Genomic DNA, 24,800 nt, shown 5'->3' on the forward strand with positions numbered 1-24,800 from the left:
TTTCGTGTACCGGCGTGGTTACCCTGAGTGCCGTGAGCGAGCGCAAGCACTCCCGCTGGCCGCTGGTGGGCCTGGTCGTCGCCGTAGTCGCGATCGTGACGCTGGCGCTGACGGGCGCCGCGAAACAGGTGCCCGGCCTCGAGTTCATCACGTCGGGGCACTGGATCGCGAACTCCGACCTCGGGCTGGTGGTCCGCGTGGACGGCGCCACCAAACAGCCCGACACGCAGGTGTCGGTCCCCGGTCTCACCCCCGGCAGCCAGGTCGTGCAGGACGAGACCCGCGGCTACGTCGTCGGCGAGGACGACGTGACGATCTTCGGCAAGTCGACGCTGTCCGTGGAAGCCACGGTGCCCGTGCCAGTCAAGGGCGAGCGGCCGGTGCGAGTCCAGACCGCGGGCGGGGCCTACCTGGTCTTCCGGCAGAGCGGCCAGATCGTGCGGATGGGTCTGGAGCCGCAGGTCCTCTCCGCCGGCGGCCCGGTCGGACCACCGGTGGCGACCAGCGACGGCACGGTGTGGGTGCACCGCACGGATTCCGGGGCGATCTGCACGGTGCGACGCGGCGCGGCCGACCTCCCCTGCCCCGCCGTGGCGCCCGCCGGGCACTCCGGCGCTCTCACCGTCAGCGGCGGCCGGGTCGTGTTCGTGGACACCACCGCGGACACGATGAGCGTGGTCGAGCAGAAGGGTCTCGGTCCCCCGGTCAAGATCGGGGTCGACGCACCGCCGAACGCGCGGATCGCTCCCGCGGACGCCGCCGGCAAGGTGGCCGTGCTCGACCCGTCCGGGAACCGCATGCACCTCGTGGAGGCGCGGGTCGACGACAAGGGCGCGCTCGCCGAGCACCGTCCTCCTGCGCAGACCGTGCCGCTCCCGGCCGGTGAGTACGACGGTCCGTCGGTCAGCGGGGAGTCCGTCGTGCTGCTCGACCACAAGAGCAGCTCGGTGCGCACCTACGACAACCAGGGACGCCAGAAGCACTCCACGCCGATCCCACCGGAAAAGGGCAGGCCCGAGCTCGTCCGCGGTGAGGACACGCGCGTGTACGTCGACGGCGCCGAGGGCAAGCACGTCGTGGTCGTGGACAAGGACGGCTCGGTGCAGCCGGTGCCCGTCATCGGCGGGAAGCCGGACGAGCGCAGGCAGCCCGTGCCACCCTCCGCCGAGCCGACCTCGGACCGGCCCGCGACCCAGCCCCCGGACACGCCGGTGGCGCCGCCGAGCACCGTCAGGCCCGTGCCACCGCCCGCACGCACCAACCAGGCCCAGCCGCCACCTCGGACGCCGGCCCCACCGCAGACACCGCCACCGATCCCGGTGACGCCGCCCGGCATGCCTGCGAACCTCGCCATCGCGATCACGACGAAACAGGTCGACGCGACCGTGACGTGGGCTGCCGCGCCCGCCAACGGCGCGCCGGTGACCGCCTACCACATCTCGTGGCAGAGCGAGGGAGGCCACTCAGGCACGGAGACGGTCGGTGCCGGGACGTTCTCCTACGTCGTCAAGGGCATCTGGCAGGGTGCCGACCACCCGTTCACGGTCACCGTGGTCGCGCAGAACAGCGCCGGCCGGGGAACACCCGCGACGGCACGCCAGGTCCCGCCCCAGCGAGTCAAGAACATCACGCTCACCAAGGGGCCTCGAGCACCCGGGTGCAAGCAGTCCGGCTGCTACTGGATGCACATCGTCATGACCGGCTTCGCGTCGGAGACCAGGTACACCGTGATGCCTCACTCGACGTCCCCCACATACGAAAACGAAGGCCACGGCGTCACAACCGACGAAGATGGTCACGCCGAGTTCAACGCCTTCTACTACAGCGTCGCCGGCGACACCGTGTGGGTCACGACCGGCGGCGTCGAATCCAACCGCCTGGAATGGACGGAATGAACCACATGCGTGCCTCAGCGGTGTTCTCGGCGATCTCCGACAACGTCCAGATGGTGATCAGGGGCAAGCAGGACGTCGTGCGCCTGGCGGTCGTCGCGCTGCTCGCCGAGGGCCACCTGCTCATCGAGGACGTGCCCGGTCTGGGCAAGACGACGCTCGCGCGGTGCCTCGCGCGCAGCATCGGCGGGAGTTGGAGCCGCATCCAGTTCACCCCCGACCTGCTGCCCGGTGACATCACCGGCGTGACCGTGTACCACCAGAAGGAAGAGCGGTTCACCTTCCACCCCGGCGCGGTCTTCGCGAACGTCGTCGTGGCCGACGAGATCAACCGCGGCACGCCGAAGACGCAGTCGGCGATGCTGGAGGTGATGTCGGAGCGCCGGGTCACCGCCGACGGGACCACGCACGAGGTGCCGTCGCCGTTCCTGGTGGTGGCGACGCAGAACCCGATCGAGATGGAAGGCACCTACCGGTTGCCGGAAGCGCAGCTCGACCGGTTCCTGCTGCGCCTGTCGGTGGGCTACCCGGACGTCGCCGACGAGGTGTCGATCATCATGAACAACTGCACGGGGATGAACGCCGACCGGTTGCGGCCGGTGGTCGAGATCGCCTCGCTCGTGGAGGCGATCGACGAGGTCCGCGGGTTGTTCGTCGACGGGGCGATCTGCGAGTACGCGGCCCGCATCTGCGCGGCGACGCGGATCCACACCTCGGTGCGGTTCGGCGCGAGCCCCCGCGGCAGCATCGCCCTGGTGCGCGCGGGTCAGGCGCTGGCGGCCACCGCGGGCCGGTCCTTCGTCACAGCGGACGACATCAAGTACGTCGCGGTACCCGCACTCGCACACCGGCTCGTGCTGACGGCGGAGGCCGAGCTGAAGCAGCGCTCCGCCGCGGACGTCGTGGCGGAAGTGCTCGCGACCACCCCGGCGCCCACGATGAGCGCCGCGGGCCGTTAGTCATGCGACTGACCGTGCGGGGCACCACGGTGCTGGTGGTGTCACTGGGGCTGGGCGCGGCCGGGTTCTGGGGGCGCTACCCGTTGTTCCTCATGCTGGCCGCGGCAGGGCTGGTCGCTGTGGTGGCCGCGGTGCTCGTGACGCTCCGCCGGGTGGACGTCGAGGTGACGCGGGACGTCTACCCCGACCGCGTCGAGCGCGGGTCGCAGGCACTGGGAAAGCTGAAGGTCCGCAACACGTCCGCGAAGTGGCAGCGCGGGTTTCTCGCCGTGGACACCGCAGGCGGGTTCCACCGCACCGTCCGGGTGCACGGCCTGGCGCCTGGCTCGTCCCGGCCGTACGACTACCAGCTCCCGACGCCGGTGCGGGGCAGAATGCCCGTCGGCCCGCTGACGTTGTCCCGCACGGACGCGTTCGGCATGGCCCGCAACAGCCTGACCGTCGGTGACACGGTGACGCTGTGGGTGCACCCGCGCTCGTACCCCGCACTGGCGCGGACGGGCGGTTTCCCGCGGCACCACCACGAGGGCCGGTCGAACGAGCGCCTGCGCGGTTCACTCGACCTCCGTGAGCTGCGCGAGTACCAGCCGGGGGACGAGATGCGCGAGATCCACTGGAAGGCGACCGCGCGCACCGGCCGGTTGATGGTCAAGGAGTCCGCGGATCCGGACCAGCCCCGGCTCACCGTCGTGCTCGACACGCGCGCTTCCGCGCTGCCGCCGTTCGCCTTCGAGGAGGCGGTGGACGCCGCCGCCTCGCTGCTGCGCTCCGCCGCGCTCGCCGGGCACCACGCGCGGCTGCTGACGTCGTGCGGCACGGACGTCGCCACCGCGGGCGGGCCGCTCGCCGCACGGCAGCTGCTCGACCAGCTCTGCCTGACGCGGCAGAGCACCGAGGCCGGGACGCTGTTGTCGGCGGTCCGGCACCAGGGTGGTTTCCTCGCCGTGGTGACGTCGGGGACGGCGGACGTGGCCGAGCTGTCCGGTTTGCGTTCCCGGTACTCCTCGATCTTCCTGCTCGCGCTCACGCCGGACGGCGGCGCCGCTCACGTGCCGGGTGCGCGAGTGCTGGCCGCCGCGGACGCCGCCGGTGTCGTGGGGTTGTGGAACGAGGTGCGGACGTGAGAGAGCGGTTGCCCGTGACGCTGGTGGTCCTCGCCGCCGCCGTGGCCGGACTGTGCTTCGCGCCTGTTTTCGGTGTGAGCGCACTGCTTCCGGTCATCGTCGTCGTCGCGGTGGTGACCGGTGGCGCCGCACTGCTGTCCCAGTCGCTCGTCGCCTGGCGCCCTCTCGTCGTCACCCTCGCCGGACTGCTGGCCGTCGTGGAGGTGCTGCTGTTCCCGACGACGCTCGCCGGGCTGCCCACCGGCACGACGGTCGCGCTGCTGACCGAGGGCGTCACCGACTCCTGGCAGCTCACCCTGCAGTCGACCTGGCCCGCCAGGCCCGACCCGCGGCTGGTGCTGTTCGTGCCCCTGCTCGTGCTGCTGGCGTGCGTGTTCGGCCTGGAGGTGTTGCTGCGGCTGAAGAAGCCGGTGCCGGCGCTGACGCCCAGCTTCGCCGTCGTCGTGCTGAGCCAGGTGTTCGGTGCTCTCACCGGGCTCGCCGCCGTGGTGGCCGCGCTCGCCTACGTCGCCGTCGCCGCGGGCGTGTTCGTGGTGAGCCGTCCGTCGAACGAACACCAGTCGGCGCTGTCGTTCCTGCCCGCGCCGCTGGTCGTCACCGCGGTCGTGGCGGTGGTCGGTCTGCTCGCGCCGATGCCAGGCCCCTCCTACTCGCTCAAGCAAGACCAGCTCGTGCCGGTGTCCGCACGGATGACCAACCCGCTCGACGACGTCGCCCACCGGCGTGCGCGTCCCGACGCCCCGGTGTTCAGCGTGCGACCGTCATGCGAAAGATGCCTGCCCGACCGATGGCCGGTCGTCGTGCTCGACACCTACAACGGTGTCACGTGGACCGCGGGCAGCCGGTACCGCAGACTCGGCAGCGAACTCCCGCCACCCGACCTCGACGTCCCGGTGACGCGCAGGGACGCGGTGATCAGCCTGCGCGAGGCGGGCACCAGGTGGCTGCCGAGCCAGCCGTGGCCCGCCGCCGTGAGCGGAGCCGATCCCCTGGTGGAGGAGTCCGAGGGCAGCCTGCTCGCCCCCAGTCCGCTGAGGGCGGGCGTGGGGTACGGGCTGAGCTGGTGGGAGCCGGAGGTGGGCGGCTCGCTCGACGGGTTCGCGATCGACCCCGCGCTGGGCGGCCAGGACGGTGTGGGCACCCCACCACCCGGCGTCGCCGAGCTCGCCACCGAGGCGGTCAAGGGGGTCCGTTCGAGCTTCACCTCGGCGTTGCAGCTCGAACGGTTCCTGCGCGAGAACTACCGGCGGGTGGACGGTTCGGGCGGGCAGAGCTGGCCTCAGCTGCGGCGGTTCCTGCTGGACACCAAGGAAGGCACGAGCGAGCAGTTCGCCTCCGCGTACGTGCTGATGGCCAGGATGCTCGGCATTCCGGCCCGTCTCGTCGTCGGATACCGCACACCGGAGCGCAAGTCCGGCGGTGAGCACGTCGTCCACAACGACGACGTGCTGGCGTGGCCCGAGGTCGCGGTCGCCGGCGTCGGCTGGGTGCCGCTGGACCCGGCCGGAGCGGCGACGCGCGGCGCGGGCGAGGACAGCGGCCTGACCGCGGCGACGCAGAAGGCCAGGGACACGTTGCCGACCGACCCGTCGGACCCGCCGGTGGGGCCAGGACCCGCCGCACAGGCCGACCCGGACGAGCGGGGATCACCGTTCCCCCTCGTCGCCACGGTGATCCCCGTCGTGGTCCTCCTGCTCGGGTGGCTCGCCGGTGTGCCGGCAGCGAAGTGGGTCAGGGCTCGCAGGCGGCGGCGCGGGCCGGGAACCGCCGCGGTGCACGGCGCCTGGCTGGAGGCACGCGACCGGTTGCGCGAGCACCGGGTGCCGCTCACGGCAGGCATGACCCCGCTGGAGACGGCGGCGGCAGCGGCAGGCGCGGGCCTGCCGGCCGCGGCGGACGGCGTGCGCAGGCTAGCGGCCACAGTGGACTTCGCCATGTGGTCGGGGGCCGAGCCGGGCGCGCAGGCTCGCGACGACGCCTGGGCTGCCGTGCGCGCCGTACGACGAGGTCTGCGGGCACGCGGACTCACGGCGCGACTGCGAGCCGCCGTCGACCCGCGAACGCTGAGGCCGTGACGTCAGAGCTTGCAGGTGGCGCCGCGCAACCCTTTGGGCTTGCTCTCGTAGACGTGCAGGCCGTCGGTCCCCTGCACCAGGAAGCAGTACTTGCGGGTCGGGTCGACCTCGACCTTGAACGAACGGTTCCGCTGGGCGTACTTGGCCTGGGGCTTCTCGCCCTCCGCCGCGACCATCACGAAGAACTCCAGCTGTTCCTCGCTCTCCCACCGCAGGTCGACGTGGTCGACGTTGTCAACGGGGTCGGCCAGCTGGAGCAGGACCGCCTTCGCCGGGGTCGGCGGCACCCCGGTGGCAGCGGGGGCGTCTCCGCGCACAGCGGGATCGCTGCGCATCAGGAGCACTCCCAGCGCCACGACGAGGAGCAACCCGGCCGCACCGCCGATCACCGGCAACGCGGGGTGCTTCCTCGCGGTCGTGCCGGGTGCGGACACGAACACGGGCACGCTGTGCGGCACCGGCGGGCGGGGCGGCGCGCCGGAGACGTCCGCGAAGTCGTCGAGCTCGGCGACCGACCGCGCGGGTGCGGACAACCTGCCGAGCCACGTCGCCACCTCCCGCGTGCTGCCGGGGCGGATCGCCGGGTCCTTCGCGAGCAGTGCCCGCACCATCTCGGCGAGCTCGTCCGGCAGGTCGGGGCGGTCAAGGCGGGGCACGGCCGAGCCGAGCACGCGGAGCTTGCGGTCGTCCGGGTGCTCACCGAGCCGCGCGGGGTGCGGTGAGCACCCGGACAGCGCCAGGTACAGCACGGCGCCCAAGCCGTAGAGGTCGGAACGTTCATCGGCGGTGCCGTGTTCCAGGGTCTCCGGTGCGAGGAAGTCGACGCCGTCGCCGCCGTCGTGGGGGAACGCCCGGCGCAGCGTGACGCCGAAGTCCGCGAGCACGGACTCACCCGAGGGCCGGAAGAGGACGTTGCCCGGTGTGACGCCACCGTGCACGATGCCCGCCTCATGTGCTGCCGCGAGCGCTTCGGCAAGCGTCCGGCCGAGCGAGATCGCTTCCTCGACCGGCAGCGGGCCTTCCTGCTCCACCACCTCGGTCAGCGACTCGGTGCACAGCTCCATGCGCAGCGCGGTGCGGTCGCCGAGGTCCTCCAGGCCGTCCGCGACCAGTACGGACGCCTGGGCGCGCAGCGGCGCGAGGCGGGCGAGCTCGCGTTCGACCTCGGTGCGGGTACGACGCGGCAGTTTCGCGCGGAACACCTTGAGCGCGACGGCCTCTCCGGTGCCGGCGCGGATTCCCGCGTACACCGTCGCTCTAGGCCCGGTGCCGCGCGGCACCAGGTCCCCGAACCCGTGATCAGTCCCCATCGCGGGTCCCATCCTAGAGAAGTGCTCCCGTGTGGCCGCTACCTGGCGAACCGGTTCCACGCTGGTCCCCATCCGGCGATCGTAGGTACGTGCATGAACGATCAAGCCCTCGCGGCAGGAAGCGGCCTCTGGAGAGGGTGGGGAAACGATGACGACAACGGGCGGGTCAGGGCGACCACCGCCGCACCGGGCCTGCTCGCTCACGCGAGCGGAGAGCTCGCCGACGCGGGCGTGGAGCACGGTGGCTGGATGCTGCGCCGCACGAACGGCACAGCCTGGACTCGGCGCTTTCCCCCGTCTCGCACCGAGTTCACGACGGCGAGGTGCCGCACCTGGTGCCTCGCCGGCTGGACTGACCCGACTCGAATACGACGACACGGCCGATGCGGTCTCGACAGGCGCTCGCGCACGAGTGCGCTGTGGGGGCTGGTCACACCAGACGCGCGGCGCGGCCGCCGCTACCCAGGAGCACGTCGTGATCGCGGCGAAGGCGAGCACCCCGATCCTCTTCATCGTGCCGCGAGCGTGATCGCCGTGCCCTGCCCGTCCGGGTGAGCTGGCAGGAAGAGGTCAGCGGGCGGCGCCGGGTGGTACCACGGCCATAGCGTGATCCCATGCCGACCAGCCAGGACAGAAGTCGCGTGGCCGCGACCCGGCTGCGCGAGATCGCGGGGCCGGACCTGTACCGGCGCAACCCGTTCCGCGTGATCGGGCTCGCCACGAACGCCAAGCCGGCGCAAGTGCGCGCACAACGTCATCTGCTGCTCGGCGCACTCGAGCTCGGAAGCGGCACGGTCCCCGGTGACCGGCGGTTGCCGTTGCGGCGCCCGCCTTCGGCGCAGGAGGTGCGCGCGGCGTTCGACGCGCTGGAACGTCCTGATCACCGCTTGGTGGACGAGCTGTTCTGGTGGTGGGGCGAACCGGGTGCCTGCGGATGCCCGGCGGAGGTCCACGAGGCGCACGACGACGCGGTCGAGGCGCACGCGAAGGCGCTCGACGCCGAGACGGACGAAGACCTCTGGGTCGACTCCGCGGACGCGTGGATGGACGCACTGGACCACCCGGAGTTCTGGGACCACGTGCGGCACCGGATGACGACGCTGTCGGACCGCAGGATGGAGGAGTCCACGGTAGACGGTCTGCGGAGCGCCCTGCCAGGGGCGCTGCTCGGGCCACAGGTCGCGCTGGCCGGCACCACACCGGCGCTCGCGGCCCTGCTCGACACGTGGGACGTGCCCGCCGGGCTGATCGACGACGCGCGCCGCACCGCCGCCGAGCCGACGTCCAGGAGGATCGACGAGCTGGTCGACGATGTCCACCGGTTGTTGGCGGACGGGGTGAACGGCAGGGCGGCCGACCTGGTCGCCGAACTGCCCGAGCTCGCCGACCAGCTCGAGGAACTCGCGCCGCACGAGCGGTACCGGTGGTCGGCGAAGCAGCGCAACAGGGTCGCCGTGATGCTGAACAACTGCGGACTGGCGCTGAAGGCGGCTGACCGGCACCGCGCGGCCGACCTGATGGAGCTGGCACTGTCGTTCGTGGTCGAGCCGAGCGACCGGGAGACCATCGAGGACAACCTGGCGGCCACGCCGGTCCAGTCCTGGCAGGTGGATCGCGGAAGGCAGAACGGGGTGACGCGAAGTCCCGTGCGGCTGACCACGGCTCCCGCCCCGCTGCTACCGCCCCGCTGGCCGTCGAACCTGGCGGTCTTCGCCCTCTTCGTCGCGGCGACGACCACCTGCGTGGTGGGCCTGCTCGACGCACCGACGTGGGTCTCGGTGGTCGCGACCGTCCTGTTCTCCTGGGCGCCCATGGGAGTCCTCACCGCGGACTGGTACCGGTCGTCGATGGGAGATGTGGCGACCTACCTCGTGGGCGGTTGCGCGTTCGTCCTCGGCTGGTGGGCGGTCAGCTCGGCACCCTGGGACGCGGTGGCGCCGTTCCTGTGGTCCGGCGTCGCCTTCCTGCTGGTCTCCCCGTTCGTGTACGCGCTGTTCGCTGATCGGCAGGACCGCGGATGAGCAGGTGGACGAAGTGGCGCGGGCAGAGGCGGTTCCACCGCGAGTTCCGGATCGCCGCACCACGCTGGCCGGACCCGGTCTCGCTCACCTCGGTGGTCGAGCAGCTCACCGCGCAGGCCGTCGAGGATGCGGACTGCCCGGCACTGGACGAGAAGGACCTCGCCGACGCCGCCACGAACCTCTGGCGCGCGCAACGCAGACTGTCCCGCCTCGCCGAAGAGGACTCACGTGAGGCCAAGCGGGTCGGCCGCTACCTGCAGGCGGCCCAGCGCGCGCTGGACGAGGCGGGCCTGCTGATCCAGGACCACGACGGGACGAACTTCCATCCCGGCCTGTCGCTGGAGGTGCTGACGATGCAACCGGATCCGTCGCTGCACCGAGAGATCGTGCGGGAGACCGTCCGCCCGTCCGTCTACCTGGCAGGCAAACGCATTCAAATGGGGCAGGTCATCGTCGGCTACCCCGGTGACGTTCTGGAGGAAACCGATGCGTGACACCATCGACTTCGGCATCGACCTCGGCACCACCAACAGCGCGATGGCCGTCGTGCGCGACGGCACCGTGTCGGTGGTCAAGAACAACGAGGGCTGGGACTACACGCCTTCCGCCGTGTGGATCCCCAAACCCGGCGTCACGCACGTCGGGCGCAGCGCACGTGACCGAATTCCAAGCGACCCCGCCAACGTGCACATCGAGTTCAAGCAGGAGATGGGTCTCGCCGGCGCGGCCAGGCAGTTTCCGAAGGCGGGGCTTTCCCTGACACCGCAACAACTGTCCGCCGAGGTGCTGAAGTCGCTGCGGGCCGACGCCGCGCACGTGTTCGGCGAGGCACCGCCGGCGGCGGTCATCACCGTTCCCGCCGCGTTCCGCCTGCACGAGAACAACGCGACCGGTGAGGCGGCGGCGCTGGCCGGGTTCGGCAACTGCCCCCTGGTCCAGGAACCGACGGCGGCGGCGTTCGCCTTCGGCTTCCAGAACGAGAGCACCGACGCGTACTGGATGGTGTTCGACTTCGGCGGCGGCACGTTCGACTCCGCGATCGTCAGCACCCACGACGGCGAGCTGCGCGTGCTCGACCACGCGGGCGACCCGCACCTCGGCGGCAAGCTGATCGACTGGGCGATCGTGGAACGGCTGCTCGTGCCGGCGGTGGAGGCCGGTCTGGGCGTACGTGACGTGCGCAGGGACGACCCGTTGTGGCGAGGCAACTTCGCGCTGCTCAAAGACGCGGCCGAGAGGGCGAAGATAGCGTTGTCGCGCAACGAGGTCGCCGAGGTGGACGTCGAACTCGAAGTCGGCGGCCGCAAGGTGGTGTTCGACCACGCGCTGCACCGCGACGAAGTCGACCGCGTCGCCGAGCCGTACTACCTCCGCGCGATCAACCTGTGCCGCGAAGCACTCACCGCGGCCGGACTGGGCACCGGTGACATCGACAAGTTGCTGCTGGTCGGCGGGACGACGTTGGCTCCGGGCCTGCGCGAACGGCTCGCGGATCCCGCGGTGGGCCTCGCCATCGACCTGGATCACAGCCAAGACCCGAGCACGGTGGTCGCGCGCGGCGCGGCCGTGTTCGCGAGCACCGTCCCGCTGGACCGCCCGAAAGCGCGCGCGATCGCGGGCGAGTTCACCGCCGACCTCCGCTATCCCCGCACCACGAGCCTGGACATCGTCCCGGTCCAGGGGAGGTTCGAGAGCACGACCGAGCAGGACTGGTCGCGGTTCCACGTCGTGCTGGACAACGAAAGCGGCACACCGCCGTTCCGCACGCCGCAGGTCAGCCTCGACGCGCAAGGCACGTTCGTCACCGAGGTGAAGCTGAACGAGCGCACGACATCGGCGTTCGCCTTGCTGCTCATCGATGCCGATGGCATGCGGTACAAGGTGAACCCGCCCGTTGTGTCGATCACGCACGTGACCAACGAGCTCGGCGGGCAGGTGCTGACCAACTCGCTCGGACTGTCCGAAGCGGACGGGACCTTCGCTCCGATCCTGCGCAAGGGAGCCCGCCTGCCGGCCGCGATGTCCGGCACCTTCTACACCACGATCGCCCTGCACCGCACCGACTCCGACGCGGTCATCCGCATTCCGCTCGTCGAGGGCGAGCGAACGCGCGCCGACCGCAACCTGCGCATCGGCCTGATCGAGATCCGGCCCAAGGACGTCCGCGTCGACCTGCCGAGCGGCAGCGAGGTCGAGATCACCGTCGAGGTGGACGAGTCGCGGCGAGTCACCGTTGTCGCCGACGTGCCGCTGGTGGACGAGCAGTTCGAAGCCGAGATCGATCTCTCCCGCGTGCGTCCGCCCGACGCCGCCGCGCTGGAACGCGAGCTGCGCGAGGTGCACGGCCGATTGGCCGCGTTGCAGGAGAACGGCCGCGTGCCGGCGCAGGCCCGCCGGAAGCTCGACCAGTTGGAAGGCGAGCAGATGCTGCCGCTGGCACGCGACGAGGTCCGTGCCGCAGCCTCGGACCACGGCAGCGCGGCAGCCGCGGACCAGCGTCTGCGGGACGTCCACGCCGTGCTGGACGAGGTCGAGGAGCAGTGCGATCTGCGCGCCCTGCTCGACGAGCTGGACGAAGAGATCACGCACTGCCGGGAACTGCTCGACCGCAAGGGTGCCGCCGACGACCACCTGGAACTGGCCGACGTCGAACGCCGCGCAGCCGACCTCCGCTCCGATCCAGACCGCGCCGCCGTCGAGGAGCTGCTCAACCGAGCCGTCCACCTCGCGACCACGGTGATGAAGCGCGACGAGACCTACGACATCGCCATCTTCCAGCACTTCCGCTCCAACCTGCCGAGGCTGTCCCAGCCGGTGCGGGCCCGAGCGCTGATCGCCGAAGGGAACCAGGCGCTCGCCGAGGGCAACTGGCGCATCCTGCCCGTGATCAACCAGGAGCTGCGCGGGCTGTGGCCCGCCGGTCGGCAGGACCGCTCGCCGGGTGGCGTCCGCAGCATGAACGGACGGCAACGATGAACGCCGTTTCCCACGCACGCGACGTCGACCGGGCACGAGCCGCGGATCTGGCACGGGTAGGTGATCACGCCGCGGCGAAGCTCATCCTCAACGGCCTCGGACGTGATCCGGCCACGCTGGACCTGCTCGCCAGAGTGCACGCCCAGCGAGGCGACCTGGCCGAGGCGGCGGCCGTGTGGGCCGAGGTCCTGTCCGTGGATCCGGAACACGCCTCGGCACTGGCCGGCACGCGGTTGATCTCCGACATCACCAGGGGAGGACGCCGTGCCCACCCGGTGCCGGTCGCCCTCATCGGCGGCTCGCTGGCGCTCGTCACCGCCGCGCTGGCTGCCGCACTCCTCCCGATCACCTCCACCCACGACGAGCAACCGCCCGACGCCCGCACCTCGACACCGGCGGCAACCCAGCAGGTGTCCACCACCCCGGTCTCCCCGGACCCGGCGCTGATGGCCTCGCTGGCGACCCCGGACGTACGCGTCGAACCCACCGGCACCGGTGTCCGCGTGGTGTTCCAGCAGGGGATGTTCCTGCCCGACAGCACCTCGCTGAGCCCACAAGGGCGGCGGCAACTGGAACGCTGGGGACAGGTGCTGCGCGGCAAAGAGGTTCGCGTGACGGTGCTGGGGCACGGTGTGGCGGTACCCGGTGGTCCTACGACCGGCGGATCGGCGACGGCCGTGGCGAGGGCGGCCGCCGCCGTCGAGGTGCTCGCGGTGGCGGGCGAGCAGCCGCCGACCGCGTTCGTCCTGCGGTCGGCCGAGCAGTCGAGCGCCCCGCACGCGGGCGCGGACCCCGCTCTGAACCGGACGGTGACTCTTCAGGTCGACCCGCGGTAGCCACTCAGTGATCAATCCGGAATGAGTGCGCGCAGGCAGATGATCGAGCAGGCGAGGCTGAGCATGGCTTGGTGGACGCCGTCTCGTCGTTCGGTGCGGACGCGGAGTCGTCGCAAGCCTTTGAGCCAGGCGCAGGTGCGTTCGACCGGCCAGCCAGCGGACTGTGCCGAGACCGGATCCGTGTGCGACGCCGCGTCGGGCGATGACGGGTGTGATGCCGCGGTCGCGGACCAGGCGCCGGTACTTGTCGTGGTCGTAGTCGTGGTCGGCGTAGATCCGCCGGGGCCGTCGGCGTGGCTTTCCGACGACTCCGTGGATCAGTGGGATGGCGTCGATGAGCGGGATGAGCCGGGTGACGTCGTTGTGGTGGCCGCCGGTCAGGGGCGCGGCCACGGCATCCCGGTGGCGTCGCTGACCAGGTGGTGCCGGGGACCGGGCTTGCGCCGGTCGACCGGGCTCGGGCCGGCGTGGGTCCCCCTGTGAGGGCGCGCGGGGTGGGTGAAGTCGACCAGGGCCGCCGACAGGTCCAGCCCCGGTAGCGCCACCGAACACGTCCGCGACGTGTATCCAGAGTGCCTCGGGGCGCCGTCGTGCACGACGAGACCTGAAGCTGGGCGAGTTCGCGATCGGGATCGGTGATGCGGAGCGCAGGCACGAGCTGCCGTCCGTACCGAGCGACGGAATGCTGTGCGCGGACTTCGCGGCGCTGCCGCCGCTCGCGCGCTCCTGCCGGTCACCGAGAACCACTCGGCCTGCGCGTGGGCGAGTGCGACGCACCCGGCGTACCGAGCAGGTAGGACTGATCCGCATCCCCGAGGTGAACGGTGGCGACGATGACGAGCCGGATCGGGAACCCGTCCGAGACATCAAGAACCGACGGGCCGAACCAAGGCTGAGCGCACTGGGCTCACCACTGAGCCGGCGACTCTTGAGGAGCAGGCCGACAACCGGTGGAACCCTGATCTGCTTCGCCTCCTGCCGGTCAACAGGAGCGATCTCGAAGAACCGCCGGAGGCACCGCAGCGGCTCGCCGCTGGCGGTGTAGGCGTCCAGCCGGCCTCGGTCGGCCGGTCGAACCGGACCGGACCGTCGTGCTCTCCCAGCCGCTGTCCTGCTGCTCGGCCTTGCCGTCCTTCGGCAGGATCACGGCATAGCCAGTAAGCGGTTCGCTGTGGTTGCCCGCCATCAGCGTCCAGCGTTCCTTGGCCCGCTCCTGGATATCCGGACTGCCGAGGATCTCACCGCCGGTGGACAACATGGAGTCGCACACGACGACCACCGCGTCCTTGTGCTCGGTCGAAACCGCGACAGCCTTGGCCTTCACTTCGGCGGGAACCGTGACGAGGTCGTGGTGGCTCACGTCCGGCGGCACGGCCTGGATGGCGTCCCCGTCCAAACCTGACACCTGGACGACAGAGTCGGTACCGGCCTGCCGGAGCACACCGAGCCGGGCGGGGATGCTGAGGCGAAGATGAAGCGCACGCTGCCGGGTTACGCATGGACAGGCGATGTACGGGAAATGCACCGCGCCGGGCAACAGTCGGGTCATGACAACCTCGAAGGTGGACCTGCGCAGGATTCTTCTCTACTCGATGTCCGGCGGGGTGCTGACCGCGGCGTTCGGGGTGCTGGGTTCCGGAGTGGCGGATGCGGAGCCTCGCAACACGGCCACAATTGGCAACCACCGCGCACCTGCCAAGCAACCGTCGCGGAGTGCCGGTGATCAGCGAAAGCTGGATGCGAGCCAGGCGGGCAACAACGAAAAACTCCACAAGATGCGCCAGAAAGCACAATCCCGCAAGGCAGCCGAGGACAAGCGGAAAGCCGAACTGCGAGACACCAAAGGCATGCAGCAAAAGCTGGACGCCAGCCAGGCCGGCAACAACGAAAAACTCCACAAGATGCGCCAGAAAGCACAATCCCGCAAGGCAGCCGAGGACAAGCGGAAAGCCGAACTGCGAGACACCAAAGGCATGCAGCAAAAGCTGGACGCCAGCCAGGCCGGCAACAACGAAAAACTCCACAAGATGCGCCAGAAAGCACAATCCCGCAAGGCAGCCGAAGACAAGCGGAAAGCCGAACTGCGAGACACCAAAGGCATGCAGCAAAAGCTGGACGCCAGCCAGGCCGGCAACAACGAAAAACTCCACAAGATGCGCCAGAAAGCACAATCCCGCAAGACAGCCGAAGACAAGCGGAAAGCCGAACTGCGAGACACCAAAGGCATGCAGCAAAAGCTGGACGCCAGCCAGGCCGGCAACAACGAAAAACTCCACAAGATGCGCCAGAACCAGGCGGCCAGGGCTGCGGCCGAGCGGGAGCGCAAGAGAGCGTTGAAAGCCGAGGCCGATGAGCACGCTGGCCGGGGTGGCGCCCCGCCCGCGCCTGGTTCGAAGACGCTTCGGCAGGCTCTGCGTGAGCAGCAGGAGCGGAAGCAGGCCCAAGGCAGGCTGCGGATGGGGAACCCTGACGCCTTCCCCGCCCCGGCGGCACGTCCGCCCACTGCGCAGGAGCGGATCACCGCCGGATACCGGCACGCGGCCACCGGAATCGGGAAGAACATCAAGGACGACTACAAAGACCCGGCCAAGCACCTGATGATGAACATGGGTGTGCTCGCCGAGGTCCCTGGTGAACTGAAGGCTCAGCACAGGGAGTTCCGGAACCAGCAGGGGATGAGGCCCGACCGGAATCTCGCGAGGGAGGCGACCAGGCTCACCCGGATGGGAGCCATCGGCGGCGCGGTCGGCGCCGGGATGGGCTTCGCCTATGACGTCGGCAACGGAAAGCCGGCGAGCAAGGCGGCATCAGGAACCCTGGCCGGAACGCTAGGTTCCTTCGGCGGGAAGGCCGTGGGGTCGAAGGTCGCGGCGAAGGTGGCGACGAGCGTGCTGGCTCGCGTGGCAGCCAGCGCCGCGACCGGTGCGACGGTAGGGGCAATGGGCGGCCCTGTAGGTGTCGTCGGCGGCGTTGTCGGAGGTGCGTTGGTTGGTCTGGCCGCGAGTGCTGCCGCCGAGTACGCCTACGACCAGATCGTGGGGCCGGAAACCGAGTGATCACCTGTGGGGCGTCGCGTCCGCGAGCAACGCCCCAGGCGAGGCGAGCACCTGCTCGCCTCGCCGCGACGGCGGCGCGGGGGCTGCTGAGCCCGATCTCGTGGCCGCATCATTGGATGTGGGTGGTGCCGCACCGCTCACGAGTCATATTCGAAGGCGATCAGGCCAGGTCACGCCGATTCGGCACCGTTCAGCAAGTTCACCCGTTCGTGGTGACCCCTATTTGCCCTCAGTCAAAACGCAGGAGCCAGTGACTCCTTCTTCACTCCTTCATCCGCCTTTAGATCATGGAATGTTGATCAAGCGGAGATCGTTTCAAGCACACGAAAAACCCCGCTGACCTGGGCTTCACCCAGAACCAGCGGGCTGATCCAGACCGTCGGGACGACAGGATTTGAACCTGCGACCCCTTGACCCCCAGGGTGGGGCCAGACAGCAACCCGACCTGCAGAAACGCAAAACAACAGATCGCGGCGGCGCAGTTGGATGCACTTGAGCGCAGCTCGATCCTGTTGCCATACCTTGACCTCTCCCAATTTCCTCCCGCATTCCTCCCATTGCGGACAGGTATCGACCGCGACCTTTTCGAGCGGTACAGGATCGATGCGATGCGGAAATGCTCCTGCGAGGGAGGTGATCGACAACCCTTCAACAAGACCCACGTCAAGATTCGATCACTTGAGTCGAACGGCACTACCCATTCGATTCGAAACGCGAAAACTCAGGGATTCCGACTCAAGGGCAGTCTCGGCGGCGCAGATGTCGATACCACCCAAATGATCGCCCACCCGTACCACTCCATGGACAGTTCGATAACTCACGAACCGCCGAGCGGAAGAAGGCATGTAACGATGCCTTGGCAGCGAGCTCGTCGATCAGTGGATCATCTACCGGCGGGCGAGGTCCACATGTGCTGCACGCACACGATCGGCACGATCGCCTGAGCTTCGGCGACCTGGTCTGCAGTGGCGTCGGAAACGCCGGGCGCCGGATCAGCCGTGTTGCCGGAACTCGACCAGGGTGCCGTTACTCCATGACCGCCAGCAGAGCGAGCGTCGGGTCACCGAGCTTCTCGTGGGCACCTCACCTCTCCCGCAATCACCTGCCCACACAGCGGGGCGGACCTCCTCGCTGGCAACCACGCCCAGCATCGCCTCGACACCGAAGGGGCGAATCAGCAAGTTAATGCCCTGCGAACCCTTATTCATATCCATGAATCAGCCAGGTGGTCGCCAGGAAGTCACGTCGCGCTCGCGCAATCAAGGCGCGCGGTGTTCATAACCGTGAATTTTATTGCCAGTCGTGCAACGTTGCGCAATACTCGCTGGGAGCGTTCCCAGCGACGCCGCCACAGCGATAAGTCGCTGGGAATCCGTCAGACAGTCCTGCTCGCAAGGAGGCGACGCAAGAATCTGCGTACGGACAAGCGCGCGACAAAGCGAATCACCGGCTTTCCGCCGGTATTGCCGCCGCCTCCACCTCGAGTTCGACCTCCGACGTCGCCCAGCGGTGATCAACCCGGTGCGGCAGGGGCGTCGTCTGCTTGAAAGTACCGACCGAGCACACCGCCGCGAGTGCGACCACACCCGTCCAACCTTCGAAGACGCAGGAGACGAAATGAAACGATCAGTCGCATGGCGGATCCCCGCAGTCGTGGCCGCGTTGGCCGTCACGACCTCGACCAGCGCGGTGCTGGCGATGTCACCGGCGTCGGCGGCGGCCGGCGCCGCGACCGGCTACGCGTCCCAGAACGGCGGCACCACCGGCGGCCAGGGTGGGGCGACGGTCCGGGCCACCACGGGAACCCAGATCCACCAGGCCCTGTGCAGCCGGGCGAGCAGCAGCACGCCGATCATCATCGAGGTCTCGGGCACGATCAACCACGGCAACACCGCCAAGGTCTCGGGCAACAGCTGCGAAACCGCTGCCGGCGTGATCGAGCTCAAGCGGATCAGCAACGTCACCATCATCGGCGTCGGCGGCGGAGCCGTCTTCGACCAGCTGGGCATCCACATCCGCGAGTCCCGCAACATCATCATCCGGAACGTGACCGTCCGAAACGTCAAGAAGTCGGGCTCTCCCACGTCCAACGGCGGCGACGCCATCGGGATGGAGAGCAACGTCCGCAACGTCTGGGTCGACCACGTCAACCTTCTTGCGTCGGGCGGTGAGTCGGAAGGCTTCGACGGCCTGTTCGACATGAAGAACAACACCCAGTACGTGACCCTGTCCTACAGCACCCTGCGCAACTCCGGTCGCGGCGGGCTCGTCGGGTCCAGTGAGAGCGACCGCTCGAACGGGTTCATCACCTACCACCACAACCTCTACGAGAACATCGACTCCCGGGCGCCTTTGCTGCGGGGCGGCATCGCCCACATGTACAACAACCACTACGTGAGCCTCAACGAGTCCGGCATCAACTCCCGGGCCGGCGCCAAGGCCAAAGTGGACAACAACTACTTCAAGAACTCCCATGACGTCCTCGGCACCTTCTACACCACCGAGGCCGGCTACTGGCAGGTCAGCGGCAACGTCTTCGACAACGTGACGTGGTCCGCCCCGAGCAGCGATCACAAGCCCGCCGGTCCCGAGGTCAAGTCCACCACCACCGTCTCCGTGCCCTACAACTTCACCCTCGACCAAGCCAACTGCGTGCCGAACATCGTCAGCCGCACGGCGGGCGCCAACACGGGTCTGAGGGAGTCGGACGGCAGCTGCTAGGAAGGCTTCGCACGTTCGGTCGAGCAAGCGGACACTGACCTCCCCGGTCGAATATGACGTCGAACGAATCGCCGTATCTGCCATCGCGATGTGGATCATCGATCATGCCAGGGGCGGTATCTGGATGCTGATGGTCGCGCGAACGCTGTAGTCGTGTAGCCGGACGACGAGCTGGATGATGCCGAACAGCCTGTGCAGCAAGGGCGCCAGAGCGCGTGGAAAACAGTCACCGGGTCCGGCCCGGTACGCCACGCCCCTGGCGCCGCGGGGTGTTCGCCGACCGGGTCGAGGTCCCGAACTGCTGCGCGACGACGCGCTGCGGGCGAGCCTGCTCGACACCTGACGTGAACCCGGCGCCGCCCACCCCCGTCGAATTCATTCGACACTATTCTCCACAACCTCGAATTAATCGTCCGAAAGGACTATCCGAACACCACTGAAAAGCAATCCTCCAGACCACGTATGTGAACCGGTTCTCATATGTGACGCGACGTTGACACGCCCGAAACACGAGTCCTATGGTCCGAATCAGGAAAGTGATTTCCCAACGCCGCCGCCGTTGCGCAGCAGCATTCTCGAAAGGACCACCAAATGCGGACGCACGTCGGGTACGAACGCGCCCTCGCACGGGTCGCGGTGGTAGTGGCCCTGGTGGCCGCCGCGGTCGGAGCACCGCCCGCAATGGCGGCCGGGCCCGCCGCCGACGGGTTCGCCGGGGTGACCGCGCTGGGGCAGGGCGGGACCACCGGCGGGGCGGGGGGCGCGGTGGTCACGGCGACGACCACCGCGCAGTTCCTGGACTACATCGCTCGACCTGAACCGCTGGTGGTGCAGGTCCGCGGCACTATCGTGCTGCCCACCGGCACCAGGGACGGGATGCACGACATCGCTTCCGACAAGACGATCGCCGGTCTCGGCGGTGACGCACGGCTGGTCGGCGGCGGGCTGAACATCGGGCTCCCGGTGGACGACGACGTGATCTCGCCGCCCGCGAACGCGGTGCACAACGTGATCATCCGGAACCTGTCGATCACCGGCGCCACCGATGACCTGATCAACGTGCAGATGTTCAGCCACCACATCTGGATCGACCACAACGACTTCTCCGACGGTGATGACGGAGCCGTCGACATCAAACGCGGGTCCGATTTCATCACCGTTTCCTGGAACAGGTTCCACGACCACGACAAGACGTTGTTGCTCGGGCACGACGACGACAACGCGGCGCAGGACGCAGGGCGTCTCAGGGTGACCTACCACCACAACTACTTCGACGGTTCCGATCAGCGCAACCCGCGAGTCCGCTTCGGCGAGTCGGTGCACGTCTACAACAACTACTACCGGGACAACAGCTACGGCGTCGCGTCGGCGATGAACGCGGGCGTGGTGCTGGAGGGCAACTACTTCTTCAGCGTCAACAACCCCGGCCGGGTCGACTTCAGCGGTGACCTCGGTCGGATGGTCGCCAGGGACAACGTCCTCGTCGAGTGCAACCACGAGATCGAGGTGCGCGGGTCCGTCGTCGAGCCGCGCACCTACTACGCCTACACACCGCACCGGGCCGTCGAGGTCCCGACCGTCGTGCCCGCCGGTGCGGGTGTCGGCCGAGTCTGAGGAGGACGGGCACATGAGCAGCATCAGCCGGCGGGCGCTCCTCGCGGGCGCCGCCGCGACCGCGCTGGCCACGACCACCAAGCCCGCGTGGGCGGTCCCGTTCGCCACCGCCGACGGTTTCGCCGGGGTGAACTCGCTCGGCCAGAACGGCACCACCGGCGGCGCGGGCGGGCCGGTCGTCACGGTGCGGGACGCGGAGGCGTTCCTGGACTACTGCGACCGCAACGAGCCGTACGTCATCCAGGTCGACGGGGTGATGCGGATCAGCAGCAAGCAGGGCGTGCGGTCGAACAAGACGATCATCGGGCAGGGGGCGACGGCCGAGATCACCGGTGGCGGCCTCGACCTGTACCGCAGGCAGAACGTGATCATCCGCAACCTCCGGTTCACCGGTGCGGACGACGACGCGATCAGCATCCAGCAGTCCTCGCACCACGTCTGGATCGACCACTGCGACTTCAGCGGCGGCGCCGACGGGCTGATCGACATCGTTCGCGGCGCCGACTACATCACCGTCTCGTGGAACCACTTCCACGACCACAGCAAGACCGCGCTGCTGGGCCACTCCGACTCCAATGCGGGCCAGGACACCGGCAAGCTCCGGGTGACGTTCCACCACAACTTCTTCGACGGCACCGCGCAACGGCACCCGAGGGTCCGCTTCGGCGAGCCGGTCCACGTCTACAACAACTACTTCCGCAACAACACCCTCTACGGCGTCGCGTCGACCGAGAACGCGGGAGTCCTGGTCGAGGCCAACTACTTCGAGGACGTCCCCCACCCGATCTACTCCGGCTACGACGAGAGCGGGCCGGGGCGCGTGGTCGAGCGCGGCAACGTCTACGTCCGCTCCGGCATCCCCGAGACGCTCGGCACCGTGGTGGAGCCGCGCACCTACTACGCCTACACCCCCGACAGCGCCGCCAGCCTGCCCGGCACCGTTCCGGCGGGCGTCGGCGTCGGCCGGATCTGACCAGACGCGGAGGAGAACCATGAGCCCCATCAACCGACGGCGGCTGCTCGCGGGCGCGGCGCTGACCGCCTTCGCCGCCACCGCGCCGCGCGCCGCGTGGGCCGGCCCGGCCGCCGACGCCGTGGCCGACGGCTTCGCGGGCGTGACCGCGCTGGGCCAGAACGGGACCACCGGCGGCGCGGGCGGCCAAGCCGTCACCGTGACGACCGCGGAGGCGCTGCGGGACTACGTCGGGCGCAAGGAGCCCTACGTCATCTCGGTGTCCGGTCGCATCGAGGTCGACGGCATGCTGACCGTCGTCGCGAACAAGACGATCTTCGGGATCGGCTCCACCGCCGAGATCACCGGCGGTGGGCTGCAACTGGGCTCGACCACCCGTCCCGGCAACAACGTGATCATCCGCAACCTGCGCTTCACCGACGCCTCGGACGACTCCATCAGCGTCACCAACTCCGCGCACCACGTGTGGATCGACCACTGCGACCTGTCGCGCGGCTTCGACGGCCTGCTCGACATCAAGCGGCAGTCCGACTACGTCACGGTGTCGTGGAACCACTTCCACGACCACAGCAAGGCCGCGCTGCTGGGCCACTCCGACAGCTACACCGCCGACCGCGGCAAGCTGCGCGTCACCTACCACCACAACTTCTTCGACCGCACCGACCAGCGGCACCCGCGCGTGCGGTTCGGCGAGCCCGTTCACGTCTACAACAACTACTACCGCGGCAACTCCCTCTACGGCGTCGCGTCCACAGAGGACGCCGGGGTGCTGGTCGAGGCCAACTACTTCGAGAACGTCGCCCACCCGGTCCTGTCCGGCTACGACAAGAGCGGACCGGGCCGCGTGGTGGAGCGCGGCAACGTCTACGTCGGCTCCGGTACACCGCAGACCCTCGGCACCGTCGTCGAACCCCGCACCTACTACGCCTACTCGCTCGACCACGCCGCCGACGTACCAGCGCTCGTCACCGCGGGCGCGGGCGTCGGCCGAGTCCAACGGAGGACTTCATGAGGAGGACAAGCGCTCTCGCGCTCGCCGCGGTGCTCGTCGGCGGTGCCACGCCGGTGGTCACCGCGCCCGCGTCCGCCGCCGAGGCCGCGCCCATCGGGTTCGCCTCGGTGACGGCACTCGGCCAGAGCGGGACCACCGGCGGCGCCGGAGGACCGGAGGTCACGGTCTCCACGGCGGCCGACTTCACCACCGCCATCAAGGCCGACGGCCCGCGCGTGGTCCGCGTGCAGGGCATGATCACGTTGGCAGCTGGCATGTACGACGTCTCCTCGGACAAGACGGTCATCGGCGTCGGCGCGAACTCCGGCATCACCGGCGGCGGGCTGAACATCGGCCTGCCGGTCAGCTCGGTGACCACGCCCCCGGCGAACGCCGTGCACAACGTGATCATCCGCAACCTGGTGTTCCGCAACGCCAGCGACGACTCGATCAACGTGCAGATGTTCTCCCACCACGTCTGGATCGACCACAACGACCTGTCCACCGGCAAGGACGGCCTGATCGACATCAAGCGCGGGTCCAGCTACGTGACCGTGTCGTGGAACCACACCCACCACCACACCAAGAACATGCTGCTCGGCCACGACGACGGCAACGCCGCGCAGGACACCGGCCACCTCAAGGTGACCTACCACCACAACTTCTTCGACCGGACGCCGCAACGCAACCCGCGCACCCGCTTCGGCAACCCGGTCCACGTGTTCAACAACTACTACATCGCCAACAGCGACACGGGCGTCGCCTGCCAGAACAAGTCCGGCTGCTGGGTCGAGGGCAACTACTTCGAGAACGTCGAGGAGCCCATGACGAACAGCTACGCGGGCCCGAAGGGCAGCATCGTCGAGCGGGACAACGTCTACGTCAACAGCGGCAAACCGGTGGTGGGCGGCAGCGTGGAGGACCCGCGCGGCTACTACGCCTACACCCTGGACACTCCGGCGAACGTGAAAACGCTGGTAACCCAGGGCGCGGGAACCGGCAAGATCTGAGCGGCGGCCAGGTCGTCCGGGGCGGACAGGAACGGGGAGTGCGACGTCGGCAGCTCCACGACCGTGGTCGCACGGGCCGAGACGGCGTCGATCTCCTCGACGAAGCGGCGCTGCAACGCGGGCAGAAAGACCCGGTCGCCGGTGCAACGACGCACATGTGAGACACCTGGCCGTAGCGTCTCGTTGACAAGGACTAAAGCTCGCGATCGGGTGGGTCTGCTGCACGAGTAGGTGACAGTGGTAGTCACGCAGCCAGACTGACTGGCGTGGTCATAATTGCTTCGTATTCGATGGGTGTTGCCCAGCCACCGCAGGAAGATCCCGCCGTCGTGGGTGAACGTCCCGGTGATGTTGTCCAGCAGCGCGAAGTTGCCGCCCGGCTCGAAACCGGACGTGGTCAGCAGGTCTTGCTGCGTCTTGGTGGCGCTGATCAGCAGCCACGCTAACGGCACCAGCGTGTACAGCAGGTACACCGCCATCGCCGCGGTCAGCACCCTGGACTTGCGTGGCCGAAGCGGGGAGTGGGTCGTCACCACGGTGCTCACACCCTTCCGGGAGCCGCGCAGCTGCACGACGTAGGCGATGATCGCGGTGATGACGCCCATGACGGTCGCGACGGTGGCCGAGCAGTTGTACTGCTGGCCGCTGAAGGAGAGGTTGTGGGCGTACACGTTGGGCGTGTAGTAGGTGCTGATCGCGTTGGGCGCCAACGACCGCAGGATGTTGGGCTCGTTGAACAGCTGGAAGCTGCCGATGATCGAGAAGATCGTGGCGATCATCAACGCACCGCGGATGGCGGGCAGCTTGACGCTGACCACCGTGCGCAACCCCCCGCGCCGTCGATCGCCGCGGCCTCGTACGGGTCGTGCGGCACGACCTTGAGCGCCGAGTACGGGATCAGCATGTTGTGGCCGACGAACTCCCAGGTCACGATGTTGCCGATCGAGGCGAGGACCCAGTCGCGCGACAGCGGCTCGGCCACCCGCCGCCCCAGCCACGCGTTGAGGTCCGCGGCCAGGCCGAAGTTGTCGCCGTAGATGAAGCCCACATCAGTGCCGCCACCACACCCGGCACCGCGTACGGTAGCAAGATCACGATCCGGAACAGCCCCGCCGCGTGCGGCCGTGCGCTGTCGATGGCCAACGCCGCCACCAGCGCCAACCCCGGCATCACCGGCACCTGAACCAGCAGGAACACCAGCACCCGCAGGAACGACTCCCAGAACTTCGCGTCGCCCAGCAC

The 24,800-nt window shown here is 69.0% G+C and carries 20 protein-coding genes and 1 pseudogene; 14 read left to right on the forward strand and 7 right to left on the reverse strand.

Going from position 1 to position 24,800, the window contains the following annotated elements:
- The first annotated feature begins 32 nt into the window (after positions 1-32).
- The 4 genes from V1227_RS16575 to V1227_RS16590 are packed head-to-tail and all read left to right on the forward strand — an operon-like array spanning position 33 to position 6,050.
- Positions 33-1,895, forward strand: coding sequence for a fibronectin type III domain-containing protein (locus V1227_RS16575; RefSeq protein ID WP_329793472.1), 1,863 nt, complete (start codon positions 33-35; stop codon positions 1,893-1,895).
- Complete coding sequence (locus V1227_RS16580; protein WP_329793473.1) at positions 1,892-2,851, forward strand: AAA family ATPase; 960 nt, start codon at positions 1,892-1,894, stop codon at positions 2,849-2,851. Before V1227_RS16575 ends, V1227_RS16580 begins: the two co-directional genes overlap by 4 nt.
- A gap of 2 nt (positions 2,852-2,853) precedes the next feature.
- On the forward strand, positions 2,854-3,975 hold the full coding sequence (locus V1227_RS16585; RefSeq protein WP_329793474.1) for a DUF58 domain-containing protein: 1,122 nt from the start codon (positions 2,854-2,856) through the stop codon (positions 3,973-3,975).
- A complete protein-coding gene (locus tag V1227_RS16590) occupies positions 3,972-6,050 on the forward strand; it encodes a transglutaminase domain-containing protein (RefSeq protein WP_329793475.1) in 2,079 nt (692 codons plus the stop codon). Before V1227_RS16585 ends, V1227_RS16590 begins: the two co-directional genes overlap by 4 nt.
- Before the next feature lie 2 nt (positions 6,051-6,052).
- Here the strand turns inward: V1227_RS16590 and V1227_RS16595 are convergent, their stop codons facing one another.
- Complete coding sequence (locus tag V1227_RS16595) at positions 6,053-7,360, reverse strand: protein kinase domain-containing protein (RefSeq protein WP_329793476.1); 1,308 nt, start codon at positions 7,358-7,360, stop codon at positions 6,053-6,055.
- Between the two features lie 614 nt (positions 7,361-7,974).
- Here V1227_RS16595 and V1227_RS16600 point away from each other — a divergent pair.
- Genes V1227_RS16600 through V1227_RS16615 form a run of 4 tightly spaced genes read left to right on the forward strand, consistent with a single transcriptional unit; the run spans position 7,975 to position 13,193 of the window.
- The gene (locus V1227_RS16600; protein ID WP_329793478.1) at positions 7,975-9,381 is read left to right on the forward strand and encodes a hypothetical protein; all 1,407 of its coding nucleotides are present in this window, start codon (positions 7,975-7,977) and stop codon (positions 9,379-9,381) included.
- The gene (locus V1227_RS16605) at positions 9,378-9,875 is read left to right on the forward strand and encodes a hypothetical protein (RefSeq protein ID WP_329793479.1); all 498 of its coding nucleotides are present in this window, start codon (positions 9,378-9,380) and stop codon (positions 9,873-9,875) included. The genes V1227_RS16600 and V1227_RS16605 overlap by 4 nt, the downstream gene beginning before the upstream one ends.
- The gene (locus tag V1227_RS16610; RefSeq protein WP_329793480.1) at positions 9,868-12,357 is read left to right on the forward strand and encodes an Hsp70 family protein; all 2,490 of its coding nucleotides are present in this window, start codon (positions 9,868-9,870) and stop codon (positions 12,355-12,357) included. Before V1227_RS16605 ends, V1227_RS16610 begins: the two co-directional genes overlap by 8 nt.
- Complete coding sequence (locus tag V1227_RS16615; RefSeq protein ID WP_329793481.1) at positions 12,354-13,193, forward strand: hypothetical protein; 840 nt, start codon at positions 12,354-12,356, stop codon at positions 13,191-13,193. Before V1227_RS16610 ends, V1227_RS16615 begins: the two co-directional genes overlap by 4 nt.
- Before the next feature lie 11 nt (positions 13,194-13,204).
- Here the strand turns inward: V1227_RS16615 and V1227_RS40660 are convergent.
- From V1227_RS40660 to V1227_RS16625, 3 genes and pseudogenes are all read right to left on the reverse strand, one after another.
- A pseudogene (locus V1227_RS40660) lies at positions 13,205-13,333 on the reverse strand (IS5/IS1182 family transposase); the annotation flags it as partial.
- A gap of 237 nt (positions 13,334-13,570) precedes the next feature.
- Positions 13,571-13,738, reverse strand: coding sequence for a hypothetical protein (locus V1227_RS40665; protein ID WP_442916500.1), 168 nt, complete (start codon positions 13,736-13,738; stop codon positions 13,571-13,573).
- Positions 13,739-14,175: 437 nt separating this feature from the next.
- Positions 14,176-14,742 carry a Maf family protein gene (locus V1227_RS16625; RefSeq protein ID WP_329793482.1) on the reverse strand — a complete coding sequence of 189 codons (567 nt, stop codon included), beginning with the start codon at positions 14,740-14,742 and terminating at the stop codon, positions 14,176-14,178.
- Here V1227_RS16625 and V1227_RS16630 point away from each other — a divergent pair.
- On the forward strand, positions 14,741-16,249 hold the full coding sequence (locus V1227_RS16630) for a hypothetical protein (protein WP_329793483.1): 1,509 nt from the start codon (positions 14,741-14,743) through the stop codon (positions 16,247-16,249). The two genes, V1227_RS16625 and V1227_RS16630, sit on opposite strands and share 2 nt — an antisense overlap.
- Positions 16,250-16,548: 299 nt before the next feature.
- Here V1227_RS16630 and V1227_RS16635 read toward each other — a convergent pair whose 3' ends face one another.
- The gene (locus V1227_RS16635; RefSeq protein ID WP_329793484.1) at positions 16,549-16,911 is read right to left on the reverse strand and encodes a hypothetical protein; all 363 of its coding nucleotides are present in this window, start codon (positions 16,909-16,911) and stop codon (positions 16,549-16,551) included.
- Between the two features lie 955 nt (positions 16,912-17,866).
- Here V1227_RS16635 and V1227_RS16640 point away from each other — a divergent pair.
- From V1227_RS16640 to V1227_RS16660, 5 genes are all read left to right on the forward strand, one after another.
- Complete coding sequence (locus tag V1227_RS16640) at positions 17,867-18,970, forward strand: pectate lyase family protein (protein ID WP_329793485.1); 1,104 nt, start codon at positions 17,867-17,869, stop codon at positions 18,968-18,970.
- 591 nt (positions 18,971-19,561) lie between these two features.
- The gene (locus V1227_RS16645; RefSeq protein WP_329793486.1) at positions 19,562-20,584 is read left to right on the forward strand and encodes a pectate lyase family protein; all 1,023 of its coding nucleotides are present in this window, start codon (positions 19,562-19,564) and stop codon (positions 20,582-20,584) included.
- A 13-nt stretch (positions 20,585-20,597) separates the two neighbouring features.
- Positions 20,598-21,557: a pectate lyase family protein gene (locus tag V1227_RS16650; protein ID WP_329793487.1), complete on the forward strand. Its 960-nt coding sequence runs from the start codon at positions 20,598-20,600 to the stop codon at positions 21,555-21,557.
- A 19-nt stretch (positions 21,558-21,576) separates the two neighbouring features.
- Positions 21,577-22,569: a pectate lyase family protein gene (locus V1227_RS16655; RefSeq protein WP_329793488.1), complete on the forward strand. Its 993-nt coding sequence runs from the start codon at positions 21,577-21,579 to the stop codon at positions 22,567-22,569.
- Positions 22,566-23,558, forward strand: a complete 993-nt coding sequence (locus V1227_RS16660; RefSeq protein ID WP_329793490.1) for a pectate lyase family protein — start codon at positions 22,566-22,568, stop codon at positions 23,556-23,558. Before V1227_RS16655 ends, V1227_RS16660 begins: the two co-directional genes overlap by 4 nt.
- Here V1227_RS16660 and V1227_RS16665 read toward each other — a convergent pair.
- A complete protein-coding gene (locus V1227_RS16665) occupies positions 23,489-24,337 on the reverse strand; it encodes a hypothetical protein (protein ID WP_329793491.1) in 849 nt (282 codons plus the stop codon). The genes V1227_RS16660 and V1227_RS16665 overlap by 70 nt on opposite strands.
- The gene (locus V1227_RS16670; RefSeq protein ID WP_329793492.1) at positions 24,337-24,606 is read right to left on the reverse strand and encodes a hypothetical protein; all 270 of its coding nucleotides are present in this window, start codon (positions 24,604-24,606) and stop codon (positions 24,337-24,339) included. The genes V1227_RS16665 and V1227_RS16670 overlap by 1 nt, the downstream gene beginning before the upstream one ends.
- Positions 24,607-24,800: the final 194 nt, after the last annotated feature.

Source organism: Lentzea sp. DG1S-22 (assembly GCF_036321065.1).
GTDB classification, from domain to species: domain Bacteria; phylum Actinomycetota; class Actinomycetes; order Mycobacteriales; family Pseudonocardiaceae; genus Lentzea; species Lentzea jiangxiensis.

Bases quoted from the DNA above. Each gene is read 5' to 3' on its own strand.
- V1227_RS16580 (WP_329793473.1), top strand. From the start codon at position 1,892: ATGAACCACATGCGTGCCTCAGCGGTGTTCTCGGCGATCTCCGACAAC.
- V1227_RS16585 (WP_329793474.1), top strand. From the start codon at position 2,854: ATGCGACTGACCGTGCGGGGCACCACGGTGCTGGTGGTGTCACTGGGG.
- V1227_RS16595 (WP_329793476.1), bottom strand. From the start codon at position 7,360: ATGGGGACTGATCACGGGTTCGGGGACCTGGTGCCGCGCGGCACCGGG.
- V1227_RS16600 (WP_329793478.1), top strand. From the start codon at position 7,975: ATGCCGACCAGCCAGGACAGAAGTCGCGTGGCCGCGACCCGGCTGCGC.
- V1227_RS16605 (WP_329793479.1), top strand. From the start codon at position 9,378: ATGAGCAGGTGGACGAAGTGGCGCGGGCAGAGGCGGTTCCACCGCGAG.
- V1227_RS16610 (WP_329793480.1), top strand. From the start codon at position 9,868: ATGCGTGACACCATCGACTTCGGCATCGACCTCGGCACCACCAACAGC.
- V1227_RS16615 (WP_329793481.1), top strand. From the start codon at position 12,354: ATGAACGCCGTTTCCCACGCACGCGACGTCGACCGGGCACGAGCCGCG.
- V1227_RS16630 (WP_329793483.1), top strand. From the start codon at position 14,741: ATGACAACCTCGAAGGTGGACCTGCGCAGGATTCTTCTCTACTCGATG.
- V1227_RS16625 (WP_329793482.1), bottom strand. From the start codon at position 14,742: ATGACCCGACTGTTGCCCGGCGCGGTGCATTTCCCGTACATCGCCTGT.
- V1227_RS16640 (WP_329793485.1), top strand. From the start codon at position 17,867: ATGAAACGATCAGTCGCATGGCGGATCCCCGCAGTCGTGGCCGCGTTG.
- V1227_RS16645 (WP_329793486.1), top strand. From the start codon at position 19,562: ATGCGGACGCACGTCGGGTACGAACGCGCCCTCGCACGGGTCGCGGTG.
- V1227_RS16650 (WP_329793487.1), top strand. From the start codon at position 20,598: ATGAGCAGCATCAGCCGGCGGGCGCTCCTCGCGGGCGCCGCCGCGACC.
- V1227_RS16655 (WP_329793488.1), top strand. From the start codon at position 21,577: ATGAGCCCCATCAACCGACGGCGGCTGCTCGCGGGCGCGGCGCTGACC.
- V1227_RS16660 (WP_329793490.1), top strand. From the start codon at position 22,566: ATGAGGAGGACAAGCGCTCTCGCGCTCGCCGCGGTGCTCGTCGGCGGT.
- V1227_RS16665 (WP_329793491.1), bottom strand. From the start codon at position 24,337: ATGATCGCCACGATCTTCTCGATCATCGGCAGCTTCCAGCTGTTCAAC.